The following is a 23992-nucleotide window of genomic DNA, read 5'->3' on the forward strand; positions in this document are numbered from 1 at the left end:
GAGTATGAATATAATGGAGGAATTATGAAAGCTCCTTATTTGCATACATGGGCCCCGCCCTACGGAACGTTTATTGAAAGAACACCTGTAGGGCAGGGCCCGTGTGCCCTGCCGCATAGGAAGCGCCATATTGGTGGGTCTACGCTCCTACAGGCCCTCTCAGTCACCTTCGGTGACAGCTCTCCCATAGGGAGAGCCAAGTCCGGCACCCCCGCAAAAAAGGGACGCGGAACCTGGCGGTTCCGCGTCCCTGGGGTGCGTTATCTCTCAATATTCCGGGTCCTTCAGCTCCCGCCGGATCTGGGGCAGGGCGGCGTCCTCGCCGTGCTCCTTCAGCAGCAGAAGCCACCGGTCCAGCAGGTCGCTGGTCTCCTGGTTGATGAGAATGTGGTCCTTGGACTTCTGATAGTAGTCATAGGGCGAGGCGTCGGTATACTTCTCCCCCTGGTACACCCGGCAGGCGGCGATGCGGTCGCAGAACATCTCCGCCACATACCGCTTGGGCATCTTGCACCCGCCCATGTACACACTGCCGTCGGGCCGCAGGCAATAGTCGATCCAATACTCAAAGTGGTGGCGGTTGCGGCCCTTGTGGTGCAGCCACGACAGGCTGACGCCGTTTTCCTTGCGTTCCTGGTCGTTGGGACTGCGGTACCCCTGGTAGTATTTGGCGCTGCGCCAGAACTCCGTGGGACTGTATTTGCTCAGATCATGGGTCAGGCCCTGCCACACCAGCCCCAGCCGCAGGCAGTAGTGCCGCACCAGACGCCGGTGGCGGCCCACCGTGCGCAAATGCTCCCGGACGTGCATCCGCCGTCCCCCCTTTCGCTTTTCCTATGATACCACAAAAACGCCCCCGGTGCAAATGGGGTTCTTTGGCGAAATGACGAAAAAGGGGCGGATTTTTCTACGGCGAATTTTGCAATTTATTCACACACCCGTCATAGACGTATGTTATAATCATAACAATAAGAGAACCAATAACGAGGAGGCGCAGTTTTTTCATGATGATCGAAAAAAGCGGCACCATCCGGCTCAAGGACATCCATATCCCCCAGGGGGGTACGCCGGAACAGCAGGAGCTGGCCCAGGGCATGGTGCGGGTGAACCACCTGTACCGCAGCGCCCTGAAGGTTGCCGTCACCCAGCTGGAGATCCTGGACGAGGAGTTTGCCAGCCTGTATGACCATTCACCCATCCACCACATCGAGTACCGCATCAAAACCGTGGACAGCATCGTGGAAAAGCTGAAGCGCCGGGGGTTCGAGGTCACCATCGACAACATCTATGCCCATATCCAGGACGTGGCCGGGGTGCGGGTCATCTGCAACTATCTGGACGATATCTGTTACCTGCGCAGTCTGCTGGCCCGGAACGAGAATTTCAAGATCATCCGGGAGGTCAACTATATCAAGGAGCCCAAGGAATCCGGCTATCGGAGCCTGCACCTGATCTGCGACGTGCCCATCGTCATCTCCGAGGGGACGCTGCATCTGCCGGTGGAGATCCAGCTGCGGACCATCGCCATGGATATGTGGGCCAGCCTGGAGCACGAACTGCGCTATAAGTCCCAGCGGGACTTCTCCCCCTCGGACGCCGCCCGCCTGCGGCTGTGCTCCGACGCCATCAGCGAGATCGACCGGGAGATGCAGGACATCTATCAGGGCCGCGGCCCGGAATACCACGCATAACAAAAAGGAAGCCTGACGGCTTCCTTTTTGTTATGCTCTGTCACACTCACATCTTCTCCGGGGCGGTGCAGCCGATGAGGGTCATGGCGTTTTTCAGCACGGACCGGGCGGTATCCGCCAGCTTCAGCCGGGCCAGCAGTACCGGGCGCTCCTCGCCCTTGATGCGGCAGGCGGTATAGAACCGGTGGAAGTCGCCGGCCAGCTCCGTCAGGTAGCGGTTGATGTGGCTGGGATCATAGTCCCGGGCAGCCAGGCGCACCACCTGGCTGTAGGCGGCGATCTTCTTGATGAGGGCCTGCTCCGCCTCGCCGGACAGCAGGGAAAAGTCCACCTCTCCGGCGGCGGGGACGGTGTAGCCCTCCGCCTCCAGGGCCTTCAGCAGGGTGCAGATCCGGGCGTGGGCATACTGCACATAGTACACCGGGTTCTCGCTGTCCTCCCGGACGGCCAGGCCCAGGTCGAACTCCATCTGGGTCTCGGGCTTGGCGTTGAAGAAATAGCGGCAGGCGTCCACGGGGATCTCGTCCAGCAGGTCCGTCAGGCTGATGGCCTTGCCGGTGCGCTTGGACATACGCACCACCTCGCCGTCCCGGACCAGCTTCACCAACTGCATCAGCACGATGTCCAGCCGGTGCTCGCCGTCCAGGCCCAGGGCGTCCATGGCGCCCTTCAGCCGGGCCACATGGCCGTGGTGATCCGCGCCCCAGACGTTGATGACCTTGTCGAAGCCCCGGACGGCAAACTTGTTCCGGTGATAGGCGATGTCGGCGGCGAAATAGGTATAGAACCCGTTGGCCCGGCGCAGTACGTCGTCCTTCAGGCCCAGCTTTTCGATGTCCGCGTCGGACTTGCCGGCCTTTTTCAGATTCTCCGCCAGGATGCGGCTGGTGTGCAGCCACAGGGCCCCATCCTTTTCATAGGTATAGCCCAGGTCCGTCAGGGCCTGGACGGAGTCGGCCACATAGCCGCTTTCGTGGAGGCTGGACTCGAAGAACCACTGGTCATAGGTGATGCCGTAGCGGGCCAGGTCCCGCTGCATCTTGGGAATGTTGTTGTCCAGGCCGAAGCGGGCCAGGGCGTCGTGGCGGGTCTTCTGGTCGCAGTCCAGATACTTCTCGCCCTCCCGGTCATAGAAGGCCTGGGCCAGCTCCCGGATGTCGTCGCCGTGATAGCCGTCCTCGGGGAACTCCACGGCGTCCTCGCCCTTGATGATCTGCAGATACCGGGCCTCCAGGCTCTTGGCAAACTTCTCAATCTGGTTGCCGGCGTCGTTGACATAGAACTCCCGCCACACGTCGGCGCCGGACTTCTGCAGCACCGAGGCCAGGGTGTCGCCCAGGACGCCGCCCCGGGCGTTGCCCATGTGCATGGGGCCGGTGGGGTTGGCGGAGACGAACTCCACCATGATCTTCTGACCCTTCAGGGTGTCGTTGCAGCCGTAGGCCGCCCCCTCCTGCTCCACGCAGGCCACGGTGTCCCGGAACCACTTGTTCCCCAGGCGGAAATTCAGGAAGCCCGGCCCGGCCATCTCCACGGAGGTAAAGTAGGACCCGGACAGGTCCATGTGGTCCATGAGGATCTGGGCCACCTGGCGGGGGTTCTTCTTCAGGGCCTTGGCGGCGGCCAGGCAGAAGGTGGTGGTATAGTCGCCGTTGGCGGTGTCCTTGGGAATCTCCACCGACGGGGTTACGGCCGCGTCCTGGGGCAGAAGGCCCTCTGCCGCGGCCTTCTGATAGGCGCTGACGGTCAGGTCCAGCACCTGGTCCTTGGCGTTCTGGATCATATTCATGGTGATGCTCTCCTTATATCGTTTCTTTTGTCATGCGTATCTCCAGCTGCATCCGGCTCAGGGGCAGGCCCCGATCCAGCAGCGTATAGGCTAGGTGAATATATCCCCGGTCCGGCTCCTTCAGGGAAAACTCCACTGCCCGGGTCCGGACGGCCACGGTCAGGCCCAGGGAAAGCCGGGCCTGGGTCTCGTGCTCCGGGTCCAGGGGCAGGCCATAGCCCTCCGGCCCCAGGGTCCACAGAATGGCCCGCCTGGGCTCCGCCGTCAGGCGGATGCGGGAGGACAGCGCCGCGCCGTTTTCCCGGCAGGCGGCGGTATAGGGCAGGTCCCACCCGGCGGCGGTGGGCCGCAGGGTACCGGCGCCCGCAAAGTGCAGCGTCTCGGCGCCGCCGTCAAACAGGCTGCGGCTGGTGACGGTGATCCGTACAGGTCCCTCCATGGGTCAGTACCGGTCGATGTCCACCGGCTGCACCGGGCGGGTGAGGCTCTCCCCTAAGAAATAGGACGCCAGGGACCCGAAGTGCTCGGGCTGGTCGCTGGCACAGAGGGTGGCCCGGCCGGCCGGCCCCTCCGGGGCCAGCAGGTCCAATCCCCGCAGAGTGCGCTTGAGCTCCCAGGCGGCCTCCTCGCCGGTGTTGATGAGGGTGACGCCAGGGCCCATGATATCGCCGATGATATCCGTCAGCAGGGGGTAGTGGGTGCAGCCCAGGATCAGGGTGTCCAGCCCCTCCCGGCGCAGCGGCTCCAGATACTCCCGGGCCACGGTCTCGATGACCACGTCCCCCCGCCGGAAGCGCCCGTTTTCCACCAGGGGCACGAACAGAGGGCAGGCCTTGGCCGTTACGGCGATGTCCGGGTCCAGCTGGCGCAGACTGCGCTGGTAAGCGCCGCTGCGGACGGAGGCGGCGGTGGCGATGAGGCCCACCCGCCGGTTCCGGGTCACAGCCGCCGCCCGGCGGCATGCAGGCTCCACCACCCCCAGAATGGGGATGTCGCTCTCCTGCCGCAGCTGGGGCAGGGCCGTGGTGGACACGGTGCCGCAGGCCACTAAAATGGCCTTGATGTCGTGGCTGCGCAGAAAGCGCACGTCCTGCCGGGCGTATTTCAGCAGAATTTCCGCCGACCGCCCGCCGTAGGGCACACGGGCCGTGTCGCCGAAGTATATAATGTTTTCAGAGGGCAGCAGCTGCCGCAGCTGCCGCACCGCCGTCAGGCCTCCCAGGCCCGAATCAAAAACCCCGATGGGGCGAGTGTCCATAGTTCCGCCTCCTGCCTGTGGTTATCATAACTAACCAATTATACTATGGAATTCCCGGATACTCAAGTCAAATTTTGGGGACTTTCCCCGGTATTTTCAGTGGTATTTTCCGCCGGAGTCTGCTATACTGTGCATAATGACGCAGCGCTCCGGCCGGATGGAGGTGTTTTCATGGAGATCAAGCTGACAGAAAAACAATTCAGGCGCCTGCTGGACCTGGTATACATCGGCAACTGGGTGCTCAACTCCACCCGGGGCGACGACCGCATCCGCCAGTATGACCAGGTGGAGAGCCTGATCTTCTCCCACTGCCTGAGCCATGGCATGGCGGGGCTGACGGAGCTGTACCAGGGGGAGATCATCCCCTCCCGGGCCTTTGCCGAGGGCGGCATCCACGAGGCCATCATGGCCTATGAGGACAACACGTTTTTTGAAATTCTGGCCCAGGAGCTGGCCCTGCGGGATATGGACGATCCCCCCATCACCGAGGAGAACTATGACGAGGTCATGAGCCGCATGGACGAGTATCTGGGCGAATTTGAACAGCACGGCACCGACAACATCACCGTGGACATGGAATAAAAAGCGCAAGCCCTCCGGCGTAGCCGGAGGGCTTGCTTTATGGCGTCATCATCTCACGGGCAAAGGCGGCGGCGGTGTTCCGGATGCCGGGCAGGCGGATCAGACTGCCCCGCTCGTTGGCGGTTTCCAGCAGGCAGAAGTGGGGCGGCAGGAAAAAGGACTTGTTCATATTCAGCGCCGAGATCAGCTGACGGGCCAGCAGGTCCCCGCCGGAATAGCCGGACACCACCAGGCCGAACAGGCGCTTGTCGTAAAACCGGGTCTGGCGGAACAGGGCCGTCAGCCGGTTGACGCAGGCGGTGAGATTGGCGGACAGGGCGTCGTTATAGTTGGCGCACAGCATCACCAGGGCGTCGCACCGGCGGACGGCGGGGTACACCTCCTCCACCATGGGGCCGCCGTAAAAACAGCTGCCCTGCTCGCCGAAGTGCAGACAGGCGGTATAGCTGCACCCGTTGCAGTCGGGGACGGCGCCGTTGCGCAGGCCCACCTCCTCCACGGATACCTCCGGCGGCAGGGCCTCCTTCACCAGCTCCCACAGGGCCAGGGTGTTGGAGGCGCTGCGCTGGGAGGCGTGAAGGGCCAGCACCCGCCGCACCGGCGGCAGAGGCCGCCAGGCGGCCAGCCGGTCCACCAGCTCCCCCACCGCCAGGCGGAAGGCGGTTTTCTCGTCCACGCCGCCGATCTGGGCCTGGGTGCGGAAATTCCGCAGGGAGCCGGTGGCCTCCACCAGGGGCCGGCCCAGAAAGGCACAGCCCGCCTGGTTGGCGGCAAACACCATGTCCCGGGCCACGTCCTTGGTATAAAGCTCCCCCACGCCGGTGACGATGACCCCGGCCACGCTGCCCCGCAGCAGGGTATCGCAGCCCCGCAGGGCCTGGAGCATCCCGTAATAGGCCAGGTTGCAGCCGCTGGGGTCCAGGGCCACGGCGAAAAGCAGACGGCGGTTTTCCAGGTTTTCCATGCCGTCCTCCGGGCGGCGGATGACGCTGCCCTCCGGCAGCATAGGCTCCAGCAGGGCCCGCAGCGGGGCGCTGTATAGGTTTTCCGGCAGCAGTACCGTGATGGACATGGCTCACGCCCCCTTTCCGTCAGTCAATGGCCCGCAGGCGATCCATGGTGATTTGCAGGCGGTCTTGCAGCTGCCGGGGCAGAGGCAGACGCTCCAGCTCCGTGCCGGTGGGGAGCACCCGGTTCCGGGCTCCCATGAACACCCCGTCCAGATAGGTGGAGGAGCAGTGCCACTGGCCCCGCAGGCACAGCAGCAGGCTCAGGGCTCCGGAGGACAGGGCCGGGGCCGCATAGGGCTTGAAGCCCATCTCCCGCATCCGGAGATTGGCGCGGACCGCCTGCTCCGTCAGCTGGCGGGACAGGGCGTCGTCATAATTTCGGATGGAGTTGGCGATCACCAGGTCCTCTCCGTGGGGGCCGAAGCTGCGGCCCTCGGTCAGGAAGGAGGCAAAGCGGGGGTCCTTCCGGGCATAGTAAGCCGCCCGGGCGTTCATGACCCCCAGGCCGAAGCCCCGGACCTGGCAGGTCAGCAGGCCCTGATAGTCCATCCCGCCGCCGGGAGCGCGGTTGCTCTCCGTCAGCACCGCCCGGCACAGGGGGTCCACCGGGTCGCTGACCACGCAAAACAGCCCCCGATAGCGGGCCTCCCGGGCCTTCTGGGCGTACAGCGCCGCCAGCTCCCGGTTCAGCCGGTACTGGGCCATGCGCACGTCGCCGGTTTTCACCGCCGTGTCCGGAACGAACCGGGAGGCGCAGAACAGAAACACGTCCCCGTCAAACAGCTGCTCCGGTGACACGATCTCCACCGGCGGCAGGGCGTCGTAAGGCCCCGGCAGCTGGATCTGGTTCAGCTCGAACTCCCAGCGCTGGGCCACCCCCTCCCGCAGGTCGCAGATGCCGATGGAGGAGATCACGTCCCCGCCCATCAGCCGCAGGCCCATCAGCAGGGTGCTGCCCACGTCCCCCAGGGCCAGCAGGTTCACCCGGACCTTTTCGGGCCGGGGCAGGGGAGCCATCAGCTCCTCAAAACGGGGGTGGGCCAGGTTCACCGCCCGGACCCGGCCCGCCCGGATGGCGTTTGTCAGTTCCCGGGGCAGGCCCTCCGGGCCGGGGGCGGCGCACAGGGAGGCCACCCCCTCCCGCTCCGTCAGCTGGGCCGGGTCCGTCACCGGGAAGGTGTCCCGCCCGGCCAGGGGCGGCCGATGAAACACCCAAAGCACCTCTCCCGTCTCCGGCAGGGCGGATATCTCCGGGTACGGCAGGGCCCCGGCGCTGCACAGGGTGCGGCCGTCATAGGTATAGTAGTGATACATAGGGACGCCTCCTTATCTCATGCGCCGCAGCTGTTCGATGTCTCCGTCCAGATAGGTGGAGGCGGCGCGGGTCAGGTCATAGGTCATGCACGGCCCCTTGTCCGGGCACAGCGGCAGGATCACCGCCTCGCCCAGCCGGGCCAGGGTCAGGTTCCGGGCGTACAGGCTGCGGTACTCCGCCTCCAGGGCCAGCAGGATGTCCCGGGCGTTTTCCAGGCAGCACAGACTCAGCTGCCACACGGCCCGGCTGTCCACGTCCGGCAGCTCCGGGGAGGCATAGGGCAGGATGCGGTTCACCGAGGGCTGCAGGCCCCCGGGGAGCAGTCCGGTGCGGCGCACGGTGTCGCCGCCGATGAAGGGGTACAGGGTGGACTCCACGAACCACCGCCGCAGATTGGGCAGATAGTAGATGCTGTCCACGGGATAGCCCAGCTGCTCCATCAGGTCCCGGCCCATGCCGGTGAGATAGCCCACCAGCACCTGGTCCACCCGGGTGTGGGTCTGCTCCAGCAGGGGGGCCAGGCGGCGGATGCGCTTGCCGTCGTGGAGCATATCGTCCACCAGGATCACCGGCCGGTCAAAGGCCCGGATGGTGCGCACCTGGTCGGGCAGAGGGGAATAGCCGGGGTAGGCTTCGATGGAATAGGCGGACAGGTCCGGTTCATACACCTTGTCGGTGCGCAGGGTCTTGGTGACGGTGTTGGGCACCGTCACGCCCCGGAGGATCTTGCCATAGGGCACGCAGATGTCCGGCCCCAGCTGCCGGGGAACCAGCGGCTCCGCCGGAACGCCGTTGCGGGCGGTGATGCGCTGCAGGAGCCGGTGATAGATGACCCCGGCGCTGAGACTCAGCACCAGATTGCCGGGATACAGCCCCGTCAGGGCCTCCTGCAGCCGGATGCGGGCGGCGGATACCGCCGCCGCCACGGCGGGCCGGGAGGCCAGGGGCTGCTTGATGGCGGTGTCCACGTTGCGGTTGAGCACCAGGGGCCGCCGCATATCCGCGGCCAGGGCGTCCTTTTCCCCAGCCACCGGCACGAAGCCCTGGCGCAGGATCAGCTGCCGGGCAAAGGCCGAGGCCGCCCCCTCCAGGGGGCAGTACAGGCCATAGGCATACTCCCGGCTCAGGGCCAGGGTCAGCACCTCCGTCAAAAGCAGCTGGCCGAACTCCTCCTGCTGCTCCCCCCGGGGCACCAGCACCCCGGAGATCAGCAGGGCCCGGCCGCCGGTGCTCTGGCGCACCAGGCCCGTCAGCCGGGGATTTTTCAGCCGGGCATAGAGCATCTGGGAGTCCAGGCACCGGAAGGTCACGGTTCCCAGCGGCTCGGACGAGCCGCTGCGGTGCAGCAGCACCGCCTGGTCCCCGGAGTCCGCTATAGCCCGGGCCAGGCCCTCCGGCGGCGGGGTCAGCTGGTGCAGCAGGGGCGCAAGCTCCCGCGCCTCCCGGCACAGGGAGAACTCCAGATCCTCCGTGCGCAGCATGGGCTTGTCCTGGGGCTCCCGCAGATACAGGCCCCGGCGATAGATGAAGTCCTGCACCGCCGGGTCCACCAGCCGGGAGATGTCCCGGTTGGCGTCCACCGCCTCCCGGATGCGGGTGGAGCTGATCTCCTCCAGCTGGGGCGGCAGGGTCAGCTCCACCACCCGGCCCCGGATGCAGCCGTAATCCACCGGCCCGGCCACTTCGTCCCGGCGGAAGATCACATGGTCGAAGCTGTGGATGGAGTCCGGCTCCGGGGGCCTCTGGTAGGACGAGGCGTGGGCCACCACGTCGCTGCCCACCACGATGGACACCGGCCGCCCGGGAAAGGCCTCCCGCAGGTGGCGGAGGTTCTCGGGATTGGCGATGTTCACCGGGAAGTCCTCGGGAAAGATGTGGACATGGAACTCGTCGGCCACGGACATGGCCGCGATGCGGCGGCGGATGCGGTAGGGCTGGGTCCGCTTGGACCAGGAAAATTCGTCGATGGCCAGCAGCACCTCGAACCCCCGGTCCCGGATGGCCCGGACGATGCCCTTGTGGGACAGGGTGAAGGGGTCGAAGGTGCCGGGAAAGAAGGCGATGGGCCGCGGCTCCTCCATGGGGAAGCCCCCGTGGAACAGGCGCTGCTCCGTCATGAAGGGGTATACCCGGCCCAGCATGGCGGCCCGGTAATAGAAGGTCAGGGGGTCCTCGGCCTCCTCATAGCAGGTTTCCAGGAGCTTGCGCCCGGTCAGCAGGAAGGCCCGGCGCTTTTCGTGCTCGCCCAGGATGCCGGAGCCGAACACCCGGCGGCCCAGGACGAACATGGCCTCCTGCCGGGTGCCGCCGTCGCCGCCGGCCAGGCGCTTCATCAGCATGCCCAGCAGCCGCTCCCGGCGGCTGCGGTAGGCCTCCGGCTCCTCCGGGAACCGGGTGCGGTAGGTGTCGTACTCCTCATAGATCACGCCCACGGTGTCCAGGGCGGAGGCCGCCATCCGGCCCGAGGCGGCGTTGAGGGTCTGGCTCAGGTCCGCCAGCAGCTCCTCCAACTGTTCCGGCGGCAGCCACAGGGCGAACCGGCCCAGATAATCGGGGATATACTTGGCAAACTCCTGCTGGCCCAGCTCCAGGCCCCGGGACAGCTCCACCGACACCTCGTTGCGCTGGTCCACCGTCAGCCGGGGGGCCAGGGCCAGCAGGGCGTTTCCGGCGCTGTGGCGCACCGTCACCCGGTCGCTGACCTTCACCAGGTTTGACAGATGGGTGGCGATGTGCAGCACCGGGCCGTCCTCCCGGGCGGCGTAGTCCTCCAGCAGGCGGATGTTCACCTGCTTCAGGATCCAGGGGGTGCCGGTTTTCAGGTTGTCCAGGAAAATGTCGGAGATCACCTGCTCCGGCAGGGGGCCGGGGGCGCCGCCCTTGATGATCCGGCGGCGCAGCAGGTCCAGGGACGCAGCGTCCCGGCAGTCGATCTTCTGCAAAATCCGCAGGGGACGGCGGCTGCGGCTGTCCAGCCGGTGCAGCCGGTCCACCAGCAGCACCGCCGCCGCCCGGACGGTGACGTCATCCCGGTCGCACACCCCCTCGGCAAACCGCAGCAGAAGCTCCTGCCGGGGCCGGGTCAGGGCCGCCGGAGGCAGGGCCGCCGCCGTGTCCAGCAGCTGGAAGGCCACCTCATCCTCTAACTGCTGGGGATGGCGGTAATAGGCGAAGAAGGGGGCCAGAAACCGCTCCTCCCGGCCCGGGCACCGCTGCAGCAGGGAGTCCACGGCGAATTTCAGGGTATAGCGGATCCAGCGCTGGTGCTGGGGCATCAGCTTGTGGTCGGGATAGATGATCCTTTGCAGGTACAGCTTCCACTGGTCCAGGTCCGTGGGCACACCTGCGTCCGGGCGGCTGTCCGCCGGGCGCTCCTTGGCATAGCCCGCGTGGAACCCGGCGATGATCTCCCCCAGCAGGGCCGCCGCCTGGCGGCGGATGTCCCCCTCCCGGTGCATCAAAAGCTCATACAGAAAGGCCAGGGTCTGGACCTTCTGGGGAATGTGCAGATACAGGGAGTAGGACTCGAACACCCCCAGATAGGCCCGCAGATGCCGCCAGTTGGTTTCGCCCCGGGCCTGCTCCAGCAGGGAGGCAAAGCTCCGCTGTCCCGTCAGCCGGTGCATCAGGCCGATGTTGTGGCCCACGCACTGCAGGGTCAGGGCGTCCAGGGCCTCCTGGTCCGTCATCAGGGCGGTGTGCTTCTCCGGCCGGGGCGGGGTGTCCCGCCCCAGAAGGGTCACGTCCACCCCCCGGGCCAGCATGAACTGCTCAAAGTCATAGAGCCGGGCATACACCAGCTCATAGCGGCGGCGCTTTTCCCAGTCCACGCCGTCCAGCTTGGAGAGGATCACGTTGAAGGCCTCCGCCAGGGAGAAGATTTTCGTGACCTCCCGGCCCTGATCGTCCCGGGTCTGCTTCACCCGGAAATCGGCGTAGATCAGCAGCAGGGACTCCACCGACAGATAGTCCAGCTCCAGATCCCACACGGAGTGGTTGGCGGCCACATGGCCGATATCCGTCAGCCTCCGGCGGCGGAACCACTGGTCGGTGTAGTAATAGTGCAGATACGGCACCCGCTCCCCGGGGCGGCAGCCGAACTTGCCGATGTCGTGGCCGATGGCGCTGCCAGAGACCAGGGCCAGGTCCAGGGGTACGCCCCCCCGGCGCAGAGCCCGCCCGGCGGTGACGGCCACATGGTGGACCCCCACAATGTGCTCCAGGGTCCGGTAGGGCGTCACCTCCAGGCCCAGGCGCATCATCTCGTATACGAACTCCCGCCGCCACAGGCGCATCATCTGGCCGAACTGGGGGGCGGCGGGGCAGTCCTCCAGCTCCTCCGGCCCGGGGGGCACAAAGTCCCAGGCGGGGTCATAGTCCAGAAGCTCCCGCTCCGCGTCCAGCAGCACCTGCAGCACCGACAGGAAGAACACCGCTCCGGCCCCGTGGGCGGGGCGGGCGTCCTTCTCCGGAAACAGCAGCCGCCGGGCGAAGTCATAGCAGTACGGAAGCCAGCCCTCCTCCGGCTCCGGCCCGTCCAGCCGCTCCAGGTCCTCCCGGCACAGGTCCAGCACCCGGGCGCAGCACAGCCGCCGGTCCATCAGCGGCGCAAAGCGCTGGAAATATCCCTCGCCCACCAGCTGCACCGCCGTCTCCTCCCGTCCGGCCAGGTATTCCGCCGCCGGGCGGAGGGACAGCCGCCGCAGAAGCGCGGCGTTCATCTGGCGGATGCGTTTTTTCGTCATAGCAAGGCCCCCTTTGCGGGAATAATTGGATTTGTTCCTATTATGCCACGCGGCGGCCCCTATCGCAAGAATAAATCCCGCAAAAATGCGGGATAATATACCTGTCAAAAAAGGGCTTTGCCCTTTTGGAATAAAAGGCTTGCAGGCCCTCTCAGTCGGCTGCGCCGACAGCTCTCCCAAAGGGAGAGCCAAGGCCTTTTGGGCAAGCCATTTTTCCATATTCTGGGGGTGCAGCAGGTGAAGATCGTGCAGGATGCGTTCCTCCGCCGGACGGAGGAGCTGGACCGGCGGCTGGGGGTGGGCCGGAGCTTTGACATGGTGGGCCGGAGCCTGACCATCGGGGGCCGTCGGGCCCGGCTCTGGGTGGTCAACGGCTACGCCGACGACGCGGTGCTGGAGCGGGCCGTGGCCGGGTGGCTGGCCATCCGGGACCTGGCCGGGGTGAACACGGCGGAGGCCTTCGCGGCCCGGTACGTCACCGTGTCGGACGCGGCGGCGGAGCAGGATATGGCCAAGGCCGTCACGGCGGTGCTGGCGGGAAAGACCCTGCTGGTCATCGACGGCCTGTCCGGCGGCGTGCTGATGGACGCTAAGCAGTTCCCCCTGCGGGGCATCGAGGAGCCGGACACCAGCAAGGTCCTGCGGGGCAGTCACGACGGCTTCGTGGAGAGCATCATGAAAAACGCCGCCCTGCTGCGCCGCCGCATCCGGGACCCCCGGCTGACCTTAGAGGGGCTGGAGGTGGGGGGCCGGTCCCACACCAACGTGGCCCTGTGCTATCTGGAGGATAAGGCCGACCCGGAGCTCCTGCGGCAATTGCGGGAGAAGCTCCTGCATATGCAGATCAATTCCATCGCCATGAGCCAGGAGAGCATCGCCGAGGCCATCGCCCCGGCCCAGTGGTGGAACCCCTTCCCCAAGACCCGGTATACCGAGCGGCCCGACGTGGCCACGGCCTCGGTGATGGAGGGGGACGTGGTGCTGATGATTGACAACACCCCGTCGGTGATGCTGTTTCCCTGCACCATTTTCCGGTTCGCCGAGGAGATCAACGACTATTACTTTCCCCCGCTGGTGGGGTCGTATTTGCAGATCGTGCGGATGATCGTCCTGCTTCTGACGCTGTTTGTGACGCCCTTGTGGTATCTGCTGGTAAAGGACCCGGCAGGGCTTCACGAGAGCCTGCACTTTCTGCTCATTGAGGATGAATACTATGTGCCCCTGATTTTGCAGCTGCTGCTGGTGGAGCTGATCATCGACGTGCTGAAGCTGGCGTCGCTGAACACGCCGGATGCGCTCAGCAACTCCTTCAGTATGCTGGGGGCGCTGATATTGGGAGATTTCGCGGTGCAGGCCCGGTGGCTGGTGCCGGAGGTGCTGGTGTATATGGCCTTTGTGGCCATCGCCAACTATGCCCAGCACAGCTATGAAATGGGCTACGCCGTGAAGCTGTGCCGCATGGCCCTGCTGATCCTGATTTACTTTTTTGACTGGTGGGGCTTCATCGGCGGCATCATCGGCGTGGTAGCCCTGATCGCCTCCACCCGCCCGCTGGTGGGAAAGGGGTATCTCTATCCCCTGATCCCCTTCAACGGCCGGGACCTGCGCTCCCTGCTGCACCGCCGCCCCATCAGCCGGGACAACACATAAGTGTTCAAAAAGGGCAAAGCCCTTTTTGAACAAAAGGCTTGCAGTCTGCCTCAGCTTTTGCAATACAGAACGAAAAAGTATACACGGGAATGCGGACTGGAGTGCGTATGCTTTCGCACACTCCGTCACACGTCAGCAACGCTGATGATTGTCTCCCGTCAGGACGTGAAAACCGCCTCAAGCAGACTCGGCCATGCGCAAGCCTCGACCACTAAAAGAGGCATGAGCGCAAAAAACCCGCCCCAGCAGCCAAATAGTACTAAATGGCTTTTTGGAGCGGGATTTGGATTTCGGAGAAAAAGAAAAAAGCCTTGAAAATCAAGGCTTTTCACTGGAGCTGCTGGGCGGATTCGAACCGCCGACCTCATCCTTACCAAAAAGCCGTGGACGCTTTTGCGGCGTGCCCATTCATACCGAATAAGCCCCTCCAATCTCTTGTGTTACAAGGGATTGGAGATTCTCCTTGTTTTAGTGCGTTTTATTACATACCGGGGCGTTTTGCGTGGATTTAGGGCATTTGTTGGAAAGATTGTTGGAAAACCGAGGGTAAAAGCAAAAACCCATAACGGGAAAGCTATCCTGTGAGCTTGCAATGCTGAAGGCCATGCCGCCATGCAGGCTGTTCGTCTGGATACTGACTCTTATCTTATGGATTCTTCTTGCAGGACTTTTCACAATATAATTCTCATCCTCAAGCCATGCAAAAAAGCTTGAAATGTTTCTTCTGATATTATCAAGTGTCACTTTTCCGGCATTACTTTCATTTTCGTAATCCGAAATGTACGCTCTGATATCATTAGTTTCAACTTGTCTTACAGATTTATCTATTTTTACAAACATCGCTTGACAAGGGCACACAGAGAAAAACAACTGAAAATGAGCTGCCAAGCCTTACACAATGCACCGCCTAACAGGACATAGGCGGTGTTTTTGTATGCAGACAGCGTTTTCTCTGTGTGCCGATATGGGCCAGCCGTGCGGCATGGCCTAAATTCTTGTCAAGGAGGTTATTCGTGTCATGGCAGAAGAAAACAAGCATCCCCCTACCACGGAGGAACAGGCTCCGCCTGAAATACCGGGAAAGGCCCCAAAAATGGAGCAGGCCGAAATCCCTGATGTGGGCGGCGGCCCTGCTCCGTCCGCAAAGGTGATTGACCTTTCCGCTGTGCGCTCCACGCCGGAAAAGGATGCTCCGACGGACATCCCCAAGGAGCCGGAAGCCCAGCCTGTTTCCGTCACCGAGTACAGCAAGCAGGAATGGGAAAAGCCCATGCCGGAGCCAGAGAAGCCCAAGCCCAAACGGGGCCGCCCTGCAAAAGCCGAAAAAGCTACGCCCACCGAGCCGGGGGTCAAGAAAGAGGTAAAAGTGGAAAAGCCCCGCCGAGGCCGTCCGCCCAAGACGGAAAAGACAGCCCCGGAGCAGACCAAGCCGCCCAAGGCTGGCAAGACCCATGCGGCCCCCGAGGAAAAGGCAGCGCCCCCTGCCCCGGAAGTGCCGCCTACGCCCCGTGACGCTACCCGCGCTGAGAAAGAGGAAATTGTCTATCTTGACCTTTCCGACCTGCACCCGTTCAAGGATCATCCTTTTGGTGTCCGTGACGATGCGGAAATGAAATCTCTGGTGGAGAGCGTCCGCAACGGCGGCGTCAACCAGCCCGCGCTGGTGCGCCCCCGCGAGGGTGGCGGCTATGAGATCATCGCAGGCCACCGTCGTCAGATGGCCAGCCAGCTTGCCGGGTATCGCAATATGCCCTGTATCGTCCGCAATATGACGGACGATGAGGCCATTCTCGCTATGACGGACGACAACCTCCGTCAGCGTGAAACGATTTTGCCCAGCGAAAAGGCTATGTCCCTGAAAATGCAGTATGAGGCCATCAAGCATCAGGGGGCGCGCGGCGACAGCGCCGAGGCCGGAAAGCTCTCACTTGAAAGCGTGGGCCAACGCAACGGCATGAGCGTGAAAACCGTACAGCGGTATATCTGGCTCAATGATCTTGTGCCGGAATTGAAGCAGACGATGGATGACGGAAAGTTGTCTTTTACCCCGGCTGTGGAAATTTCCCGTGTGCGCCCCAAGCACCAGAAGTATATTGCCGTGTCCATTGAGGGCCAGCAGGCTTCGCCCTCCAAGGGTCAGGCAAAGCGGCTCCGTGAGCTGGATAAGGAAAACAAGCTCTCCCCGGACGTGATCGACGGTATTTTGTGTGAAGAAAAGAAAAAGGAGGATCGTGACGTGATCATTACTGGCGCTGAACTGGAAAAGTTTTTTGGTAAGGAGGCCACGCCCCGGCAAATGAAAGACCAGATCATGACGCTGCTGGAGGACTGGAAAGAGCGGCAGCCGCCCGAGCTTGCCAAGCCCGACAAGAAAATGGATATGGAAAAGTAACGACCTCTGGCCACCATGACCAGAGGCTTTTTGCTGCCCCGATAGGACAGGCTCTTTGGGTTATATCCCCCGTCGCCGACCGTAATCGAGCACAGGCGGGAGTGGGCTGTCAAGGGGGCTTCGCCCCGCCGTGTGCGGCGGCCTTGCCCTTGACCGCCTGCCCCGGCTGTGCTTTTTCTCCGGCAAGCGGCGGGGGTATATCCTCCAGAGCCGCCCCCTTTTCCAAGATTGGAAAAGGGCGGGGGAAAAGGTTGACCCACTATATTATATAAAAACGGAGGTTTTCACAATGAAACGACCCCTTGCGTATATCACCGCCGCGTGGAGCGGCGATCCCTGCGAGGCGACGGAGCAGGCCGCCAAGTATTGCCGTGCTGTCTATGAGGCGGGCTTTTCGCCCATCTGCCCCACGCTCTATCAACCCCTTTTCCTGAACGACGCCGTTCCCGAGGAGCACAAGAGCGGCATCGACATGGGGCGTGACCTGCTCCGCCGCTCTCATGTGCTGGTGGTGTGCGGCAGTATCTCCACAGAAAGCATGAAAAACGATGTGGCCGTTGCCCAGCGGCTGGGGATCACGGCGACCACGCTGGACGGCATCCTGACCGTAAAGCGTCAGGGCCGCCGCTGATATGTCATCCCTGTTTGAAGCCTACATTACCAATCTCGGCAAATATAACGAGGGGCGGCTTGTAGGCGAAACGCTGAAATTCCCGGCCACCACGGAGGAGGTGCAGGCCCTTTTGAAGCGCATCGGCGTGGATGGGGTACGGTATGAGGAAATCTTCATTACCTCATTTGACGGTGATGTGTTGGGCCTGTATGACCATTTGGGCGAGTATGAAAGCATTGACGAGCTGAACCATCTGGCTCATGTGCTGTCTGACCTTGACCAGAGCGACATTGAAAAGTTCGAGGCCGTCATTGACAGCGGCGAATACACGGGCAGCGTCCATGACCTGATCAACCTCGCACAAAATCTGGATTGCTATGACTTCTACCCCGGCATTGACAGCGAGGAGGCGCTGGGTCGGGTCTACATTGAGGAAATGGAAATGCTGGATGTGCCGGATGATGTGCTGCCCTACTTCGACTTTGAAGCCTACGGGCGGGACGCACGGATCAACGACGGCGGCCATTTTGCACCCGGCGGCTATGTGTTCAATAACGGCGGAAAATTTGTTGAGCGGTATCACGGGATGGAGGATATTCCCCCGGAGCACCGTATTTTTGCCTATCCCAAGCTGAATATCCGGGAGCAGATGGCGGCGTATCAGGAGGTCATAGACCGTTCGGCGCTGAACGAGGAAAAGCAGCGGCTTCCCGCCAGCCGCGAGGACAGGTAGGCCGCTTCTGGTCACGGTGGCCAGAGGGCAAAGGAGGTGTAAGCTATCGTCGGAGATGAAGTGTCCCGGCAGACCATCGCCGTCAGCGTCAAGGCGTCCAAGCTGACCGCCCGTGCGCTGGCCTATGTGGTGGCCGCCGTGGGCCGGAAGATTGCCAAGGAGCACCGCAAGGCACAGACGCCCCACGGCAAGCAGAGTGTGCGAAAGCTCATGGGCCACGGCGGGGATACCCACGCCATCGAGGTGGACACGCCCAAGCTGTTTGACAAGGTGGCCCGGAAATGGGGCGTGGACTATGCCATCCGCCGTGTGGGAGAGGAAAAATATCTGCTTCTGTTCAAGGCACGGCAGGCCGACGCCATCACGGGCTGCTTTGCCGAGTATTCCCGTTTGGAGCTGAAACGGGCTAAGTCCCGGCAGACGCCGATCCGGGAGCAGCTCCGGCAGGCGGAGGAACAGGTGAAAAAGCAGCCCCAGCGGGAGCTGACAAAGGAGGCGGCGCATGGCGACAGATAAAATCAGGAAGTATGTTCTTCCGAATATCCCGTACCTGTTCATCGGCTGGTTTTGCCTGAAAATCGGCACGGCGTACCGTCTGGCCGCTGGTGCGGGCTTCGGGGAAAAGCTGCTGGGGCTGGGCCAGACCATCGGCGCGGCCTTTGGCAGCTTTGCCCCCGGCCTTGCCCCGCTGGATTGGTTTGTCGGCATTGTGGGCGCAGTCGGCTTCCGGCTGCTGATCTACTGCAAGGCGAAAAAAGCAAAGAAATTTCGCCGCGATGCCGAGTACGGCACAGCCCGCTGGAGTGCATAATTTTAAGTGTAAATGACACATACATGGACGCACAGGAGGTTATGCACATGACTGATTATAGCAAAATTACAGCCCTTTACTCCCGCCTTTCCGTGGGCGACGAGGACAGGGACGGCGGCGAGAGCAACAGCATACAGAACCAAAAAATATTTTTGGAGAACTATGCCAGAGGGCAGCACCTAACCAATATCCGGCACTACATCGACGATGACGAAAGCGGCAGATTTTTTGACCGTTCCGCCTACTCCCGCATGATGGACGATGTGGAAAACGGGAAAATCGGTGTCTGCATTATGAAAGACCTCACCCGCTGGGGGCGCGACTATCTCCAAGTCGGCAACGCGATGGAAATATTCAGACGGAACAATGTGCGCTTTATCGCGGTCAACAACGGCATTGACAGCGAGAAGCCCGACACATTGGAGTTTGCGCCCTTTATCAATATCATGTCGGAGTGGTATGCAAAGGACATCAGCAAGAAAGTGAAAACGGGCATTAAGACCAAAGGCATGAGTGGAAAGCCGATTGTCACCGAAGCCCCTTACGGCTATGTCAAAGACCCGGACAACAAGGATTTTTGGATAATCGACGAGGAAGCCGCCGAGGTTGTACGCCTTATTTTCCGCCTGTTTATCGGTGGGAAGAACCGCAACCAAATCGCCGTATATCTGACACAGGAGCAAATCCCAACCCCCACTTTCTATATGAAAGACCAAGGGCGGGGAACCTGTAAAAATAAGACGCTCAATGAGGATAACCGCTGCAAGTGGAACAAAGCCACCTTGACCAATATCCTCACACGGCAGGAGTATTGCGGCGATGTGGTCAACTTCAAGACTACAAAGCATTTCCGGGATAAACATAACCACTATGTAGACCGGAGCCAGTGGCACATCACAGAAAATGTGCATGAGCCGATTATCAGCCGCAGCGATTTTGAAACCGTACAGCGGATTTTGGAAAACGCACCCGTCAGACGCCCCAACGGGGACGGGGAAATCCACCCTTTGTCGGGCTTACTTTTCTGTAAAGACTGCGGCGCAAAAATGCACATCCGAATAGATTACAGATACGGCAGCAAGCGGCACGTTGCCTATTGCAGCGAGTACCACAAGGGGAAAGCCAAAAATCCTAAATGCCATTCTCCGCACATCATCGACGCGGACTTGCTCATGCAGACCATCGCGGAAGTGCTGAAGAAAATCGAGGACTATTCTATCAGCAACCGGGCGGAGTTTGAAGCCTTAGTGAAAAAGAACCTTGCCATGCAGCAGACCGACCAGACCAAAAAGCAGCAGAAGCGTATTCCGCAAATCACGACGCGCCTTGAACAGATTGACAAGGTGCTGAATAAGCTCTATGAGGACAACGCCCTCGGCACGATCCCGCAAGACCGTTATGAGCAGATGTCGCAGAAGTATTCGGAAGAATACTATGCGCTGAAAGCGGAGCTTGCCACGCTCCAAGAGCAGCTATCCGCTTATGAGAACGCGGGAGGACGGGCGCAGAAGTTTTTGAAGCTGACGGAACGCCATGCTGCCTTTACCGAGCTTACCCCCGCCATTCTCAACGAGTTTATCAGCCGGATTGAAGTGCATGAGCGCGACCAGAAAAGGGCGAGATACGCAATCCAGCACATCAGCATATATTTCAATTATATCGGCAAGTTTGAGAATGAAGTGACACAGCTTGCAGAGCCTACGGAGCAGGAAATCCGGCAAATGCGGGAGGAAATCGAAGAAGCCCAAAAGGAAAAGAGCCGCGCCTACCACCGGCAGTATTCAAGGGAGTACCGGGCGCGAAACCTTGAAAAGCAGCGGGAGTATGACCGTATGAAAGCGCGGGAATACCGGGCGAAGAAAAAGGCGCAGGCAGCCGCCGCACAGCCCACACAGTAAAACAGAATAACCGTCAGCCAAGAGGGATTTTCCGAGTTACGGGAAATCCCTCTTTTGCGCCTGGAGAAAGGAGCCGCCTATGGCAGAACAGACCCCCGACAGCATCATCACGACTCGGAGAAACGGGCAGACCATTGTTGCGGAGTTGTTTTTCAATCATAGCAGCACAGAAACATTCCGCGACAAGCTACTCAAACTGGTGCTTGCCGACAGTTCGCGTTTATCCGCGTCTGACGGTCAAGAGCCGGAAAAAACAGAAATCTTGCGATAACAGCCGCCCTGACGAACCATTCCCTGTCCGGACGATTTCTATTTGAAAATCCTCATTTTCCCCAAGTCAAGAGCCGGGAAAAACACCCGAAAAATGCCCCTACTGCGTAACAGGGGCGCAGAAAGGAGAGTTTATGAGAACAGGGCTTACGAAGCAGGAAAAGACCACCGATATTTGGTTTGACGAGAAAGACCCGCTAATCCATATCCGCACCCACAACACCGACTTAAAGAAGCGTCTGCTTGCATACAGCCGCCGCTATCCGGCGATCTGCCAGCAGACCGACGCAGACCCCGAAACGGGCTGCATGGAGTTTGAGGTTGAGAAAGGACGCTTCTCTTTCCGTCTGACCGCACCATACAGCGAGGAACGCCGGGAGAGGGCGCGGCAGTACGCCAAAAAGACAATGCAGCTGAACCGCTAAAAGGATATTGAAATGTTCACATCTGTATGGTATAATTCTTTCGACACAGAAAGACAAATCGGGCTTTGTAGAGGTGAACTCGTATGAATATAGTTATAAAAAAGATGGAAACCGATGCCGAGATCAAAGGGAAAGCATACGTTCATTGGAAATCCTGGCAGGAAGCGTATTCCGGTATTGTGGATCAACGGTATCTTGACTCGCTGACATTGGATAAGTGCGAAAAAATTGCTTTTCGTCGGACGGATAATGTCATCATCGCAAAAGACGGCGATTCCGTTATTGGATTTGTCGGCTTTGGCAAATATCGCAATGACGAACTCGAGAACGCCGGACTCGAGAACGCCGGAGAAGTTTTTGCTATTTATATTTTATCGCAGTATTACGGAAAAGGCATTGGGTATCGCTTGATGCAGACGGCGCTCTCAGAGCTTGCTGATCATTCGAAAATTGCAGTCTGGGTACTGAAAGAAAACACAAAAGCCATCCGTTTTTATGAACGATGTGGATACCGTTTTGACGGCAGAGAGCAAATCATTGAACTTGGATCTCCTGTCGTTGCGGCAAGAATGGTTTTAGAAAGATAAATTTCAGTTTGCCGCACAGACAACAGCCCCCTAACAACTGAATAACCCACCCACCAAGAGCAGCTATTTTCACACAGAAAACGGCTGCTCTTTTCTTTTGCAAACAGGCAGAAAGGAGCGCCCAACCATGACAAAGCCAAGAGAGAAAACCCGCGAAGAACTGCAAGCCGAGATTGAGGACGGAAAGAAGAAAATCCGGCAGTTTGAGAACCGGGAAAAGATGTTGCGTCAGAAGCTATCCAAAGAGGAACGCCGAACACGCAGCCACAGGCTGATTGTACGGGGCGCAGTCTTTGAAAGCATTGTGCCGGAAGCAAAGGGCATGACCGACGAGGAAGCCGCCGCGCTTCTTAGGATTGCCTTGACGAGCCAGCCAGCGCGGGAATATCTGAAAAAACGAGCCGAGGGCGGGAAAAGCAAATAATCCCTTTGGAACAAAGGGCGCACTTATACACCCTTGCGGGCGTGTGCGCTCTGCCGAGGGCTTATCTCCGCACAGGGAACTTCCCCGCGCTCCGATATGGCGGCTTTGCCGCAGACAGGGGAAGCTACACTTCCCCTGCGACAGCTTGCGCTGTCTACCCCTTTGTGTACTTGCGGAAAGCGAACACCTTGCGTTGCAAGCTATTCACTTTCCACAAGTCTTGTAATCGCTCTAACGGAGGTGATACCCATAGCGATTTATCATTGTAATATCAGCATAGTCAGCCGGGGCAAGGGCAAATCAGCCGTTGCCGCAGCCGCCTACCGAAGCGGTGAAAAGCTGACAAACGAATGGGACGGAATGACCCATGACTACACCCGCAAAGGCGGCGTTGTCCATACAGAAATCATGCTGCCACCCCACGCACCACCCTCATTGTCTGACCGTTCAACCTTGTGGAACAGCGTGGAGCTTTACGAGAAAGCCGGGAACGCCCAGCTTGCCAGAGAGATTGACGCGGCACTCCCCATTGAGTTATCCAGAGAGGAACAGATCCGGCTTGTCCGGGAATACTGTTCCTCTCAATTTGTTTCCAGAGGAATGTGTGTGGATTTTGCCATTCACGACACCGACAGCGGCAATCCCCATTGTCATATCATGCTGACTATGCGACCACTTGACGAGCGTGGCGCATGGGCAGCGAAATCAAAAAAGGAATATGACCTTGATGAAAACGGGGAGCGTATCCGCTTGCCCAGCGGCAGATACAAGACGCACAAAGTTGACCTCACGGGCTGGAACAACAAGGACAACACCCTCTTGTGGCGCAAGGCATGGGCTGACTATACCAACGACTTTTTGGAGAGGAACGGAAGCCCGGAGCGTATCGACCACCGCAGCAACGCCGAGAGAGGAATTGACGAACTGCCTACCGTCCACATGGGCGTGGCTGCTTGCCAGATGGAGAAGAAAGGTATCGCCACCGAGAAAGGCGAACTGAACCGAAATATCCAAAAGGCAAACCGCCTTATCCAGGAAATCCGGGCGCAGATTGGGAAGCTCAAAGAGTGGATTGCCGACCTGTTCAAAGCGCGGGAAACCGCCCCGGAACAGCCGCCGCAATCTCCCAACCTCGCAAATCTGTTGATGAAGTATTTGAGCGTTCAGAGAGAAAAGAGCCGGAAGTATTCGCAGCGTTGGCAACAACAGCACACAGCCGATGAACTGAAAACCATAGCGGCAGCGGTCAACTATCTTTCCGAGCATGGTATCTCTAATCTTGACGAGCTGGACGCTTCCCTTTCCTCTGTCAGTGATAAAGCCTATTCAATCCGGGCAGGAATGAAAACCGCCGAGCAGCGCATGAAAGAACTGCAAAAACTAATTGAATACGGGAAGAACTACACAGAGTACAAGCCCATTCACGATGTACTGAAAAAGCTGCAAAACGGCTGGACAAACAAGCGCGACAAGTACGAGGAAGCCCACCGTGCCGAGCTGACCCTATGGGACGCGGCAAACCGCTATCTTCATGCCAAGCTACCGAAAGAAACAAAGACCTTGCCTATCGCTGAATGGGAACAGGAATACGCTGACCTCAAAGAGCAGAGGGACGGCGAGTATGGCAAACTGAAAGAAGCCCGCGCCGAGGTTGCCGAGCTTCAAAAAATCCGCAGGTGTGTGGATATTGCACTCCGCGCCGACCAGCCGGAGCAGACGCAGAGCCGCACCAAGCGGCACGAACAGGAGCGATAAAGGAAAGGACGGGCAAGCTGTTTTACTTGTCCGTCCTTTGTACT

The 23992-nt window shown here is 60.6% G+C and carries 22 protein-coding genes and 1 pseudogene; 15 read left to right on the plus strand and 8 right to left on the minus strand.

Annotated features, from left to right (window positions below):
* Positions 1-267 precede the first annotated feature (267 nt).
* The gene (locus LKD37_RS12940; RefSeq protein WP_302929590.1) at positions 268-810 is read right to left on the minus strand and encodes a DUF5662 family protein; all 543 of its coding nucleotides are present in this window, start codon (positions 808-810) and stop codon (positions 268-270) included.
* 194 nt (positions 811-1004) lie between these two features.
* On the opposite strand from LKD37_RS12940, the gene LKD37_RS12945 reads away from it, so the two are divergent.
* A complete protein-coding gene (locus tag LKD37_RS12945; protein WP_302929591.1) occupies positions 1005-1691 on the plus strand; it encodes a GTP pyrophosphokinase in 687 nt (228 codons plus the stop codon).
* 46 nt (positions 1692-1737) lie between these two features.
* Here the strand turns inward: LKD37_RS12945 and argS are convergent, their stop codons facing one another.
* From argS to murI, 3 genes are read right to left on the minus strand one after another with little or no spacing between them, the layout of a single operon-like run.
* Positions 1738-3480: an arginine--tRNA ligase gene (argS, locus tag LKD37_RS12950; protein WP_302929592.1), complete on the minus strand. Its 1743-nt coding sequence runs from the start codon at positions 3478-3480 to the stop codon at positions 1738-1740.
* Positions 3481-3493: 13 nt separating this feature from the next.
* Complete coding sequence (locus LKD37_RS12955; RefSeq protein WP_302929593.1) at positions 3494-3919, minus strand: hypothetical protein; 426 nt, start codon at positions 3917-3919, stop codon at positions 3494-3496.
* A gap of 3 nt (positions 3920-3922) precedes the next feature.
* On the minus strand, positions 3923-4738 hold the full coding sequence (gene murI / locus LKD37_RS12960; protein ID WP_302929594.1) for a glutamate racemase: 816 nt from the start codon (positions 4736-4738) through the stop codon (positions 3923-3925).
* A 171-nt stretch (positions 4739-4909) separates the two neighbouring features.
* Here murI and LKD37_RS12965 point away from each other — a divergent pair, with 171 nt between their 5' ends.
* Entirely contained in the window at positions 4910-5320 is a 411-nt protein-coding gene (locus LKD37_RS12965; protein ID WP_302929595.1) for a hypothetical protein, read from the plus strand.
* Positions 5321-5357: 37 nt separating this feature from the next.
* On the opposite strand, the gene LKD37_RS12970 is transcribed toward LKD37_RS12965, so the two are convergent.
* From LKD37_RS12970 to LKD37_RS12980, 3 genes are read right to left on the minus strand one after another with little or no spacing between them, the layout of a single operon-like run.
* Entirely contained in the window at positions 5358-6392 is a 1035-nt protein-coding gene (locus tag LKD37_RS12970; protein ID WP_302929596.1) for an NAD(P)H-dependent oxidoreductase, read from the minus strand.
* A gap of 19 nt (positions 6393-6411) precedes the next feature.
* Positions 6412-7644, minus strand: a complete 1233-nt coding sequence (locus LKD37_RS12975) for a lactate dehydrogenase (protein ID WP_302929597.1) — start codon at positions 7642-7644, stop codon at positions 6412-6414.
* Between the two features lie 12 nt (positions 7645-7656).
* Positions 7657-12390 (minus strand): nicotinate-nicotinamide nucleotide adenylyltransferase, encoded by a 4734-nt coding sequence (locus LKD37_RS12980; protein WP_302929598.1) that lies wholly within the window; start codon positions 12388-12390, stop codon positions 7657-7659.
* Positions 12391-12588: 198 nt separating this feature from the next.
* Here LKD37_RS12980 and LKD37_RS12985 point away from each other — a divergent pair, with 198 nt between their 5' ends.
* Together LKD37_RS12985 and LKD37_RS12990 are read left to right on the plus strand one after the other, a co-directional pair.
* Entirely contained in the window at positions 12589-14040 is a 1452-nt protein-coding gene (locus LKD37_RS12985) for a spore germination protein (protein WP_302929599.1), read from the plus strand.
* Positions 14041-14323: 283 nt separating this feature from the next.
* Complete coding sequence (locus tag LKD37_RS12990; protein WP_302929600.1) at positions 14324-14461, plus strand: hypothetical protein; 138 nt, start codon at positions 14324-14326, stop codon at positions 14459-14461.
* Between the two features lie 47 nt (positions 14462-14508).
* Here the strand turns inward: LKD37_RS12990 and LKD37_RS12995 are convergent, their stop codons facing one another.
* Positions 14509-14880 carry a phage integrase N-terminal SAM-like domain-containing protein gene (locus LKD37_RS12995; RefSeq protein WP_302929609.1) on the minus strand — a complete coding sequence of 124 codons (372 nt, stop codon included), beginning with the start codon at positions 14878-14880 and terminating at the stop codon, positions 14509-14511.
* Positions 14881-15058: 178 nt separating this feature from the next.
* Between LKD37_RS12995 and LKD37_RS13000 the strand changes: the two genes are divergently transcribed.
* The 11 genes and pseudogenes from LKD37_RS13000 to mobQ all read left to right on the plus strand — a co-directional run bounded on the left by LKD37_RS13000 (position 15059) and on the right by mobQ (position 23948).
* The gene (locus tag LKD37_RS13000; RefSeq protein WP_302929601.1) at positions 15059-16432 is read left to right on the plus strand and encodes a ParB/RepB/Spo0J family partition protein; all 1374 of its coding nucleotides are present in this window, start codon (positions 15059-15061) and stop codon (positions 16430-16432) included.
* 289 nt (positions 16433-16721) lie between these two features.
* Entirely contained in the window at positions 16722-17063 is a 342-nt protein-coding gene (locus tag LKD37_RS13005; protein WP_055060880.1) for a DUF7768 domain-containing protein, read from the plus strand.
* Between the two features lies 1 nt (position 17064).
* Positions 17065-17778 carry an antirestriction protein ArdA gene (locus tag LKD37_RS13010; protein WP_302929602.1) on the plus strand — a complete coding sequence of 238 codons (714 nt, stop codon included), beginning with the start codon at positions 17065-17067 and terminating at the stop codon, positions 17776-17778.
* Between the two features lie 60 nt (positions 17779-17838).
* A complete protein-coding gene (locus tag LKD37_RS13015) occupies positions 17839-18294 on the plus strand; it encodes a PcfB family protein (RefSeq protein WP_349048666.1) in 456 nt (151 codons plus the stop codon).
* Positions 18281-18580 (plus strand): annotated as a pseudogene (locus tag LKD37_RS13020) (VirD4-like conjugal transfer protein, CD1115 family); the annotation flags it as partial. The gene LKD37_RS13015 and the pseudogene LKD37_RS13020, both read left to right, overlap by 14 nt.
* Before the next feature lie 32 nt (positions 18581-18612).
* A complete protein-coding gene (locus tag LKD37_RS13025; protein ID WP_302929604.1) occupies positions 18613-20487 on the plus strand; it encodes a DUF4368 domain-containing protein in 1875 nt (624 codons plus the stop codon).
* Positions 20488-20566: 79 nt separating this feature from the next.
* Positions 20567-20758, plus strand: coding sequence for a transposon-encoded TnpW family protein (locus LKD37_RS13030; RefSeq protein ID WP_085533500.1), 192 nt, complete (start codon positions 20567-20569; stop codon positions 20756-20758).
* A gap of 133 nt (positions 20759-20891) precedes the next feature.
* Positions 20892-21182: a hypothetical protein gene (locus LKD37_RS13035; protein WP_302929605.1), complete on the plus strand. Its 291-nt coding sequence runs from the start codon at positions 20892-20894 to the stop codon at positions 21180-21182.
* Between the two features lie 83 nt (positions 21183-21265).
* Positions 21266-21769, plus strand: coding sequence for a GNAT family N-acetyltransferase (locus tag LKD37_RS13040; protein WP_302929606.1), 504 nt, complete (start codon positions 21266-21268; stop codon positions 21767-21769).
* A 127-nt stretch (positions 21770-21896) separates the two neighbouring features.
* A complete protein-coding gene (locus LKD37_RS13045; protein ID WP_302929607.1) occupies positions 21897-22193 on the plus strand; it encodes a DUF3847 domain-containing protein in 297 nt (98 codons plus the stop codon).
* 96 nt (positions 22194-22289) lie between these two features.
* The gene (gene mobQ / locus LKD37_RS13050; protein ID WP_502787377.1) at positions 22290-23948 is read left to right on the plus strand and encodes a MobQ family relaxase; all 1659 of its coding nucleotides are present in this window, start codon (positions 22290-22292) and stop codon (positions 23946-23948) included.
* Positions 23949-23992: the final 44 nt, after the last annotated feature.

The organism is Brotocaccenecus cirricatena (assembly GCF_020687045.1).
Taxonomy (GTDB): domain Bacteria; phylum Bacillota; class Clostridia; order Oscillospirales; family Oscillospiraceae; genus Vescimonas; species Vescimonas cirricatena.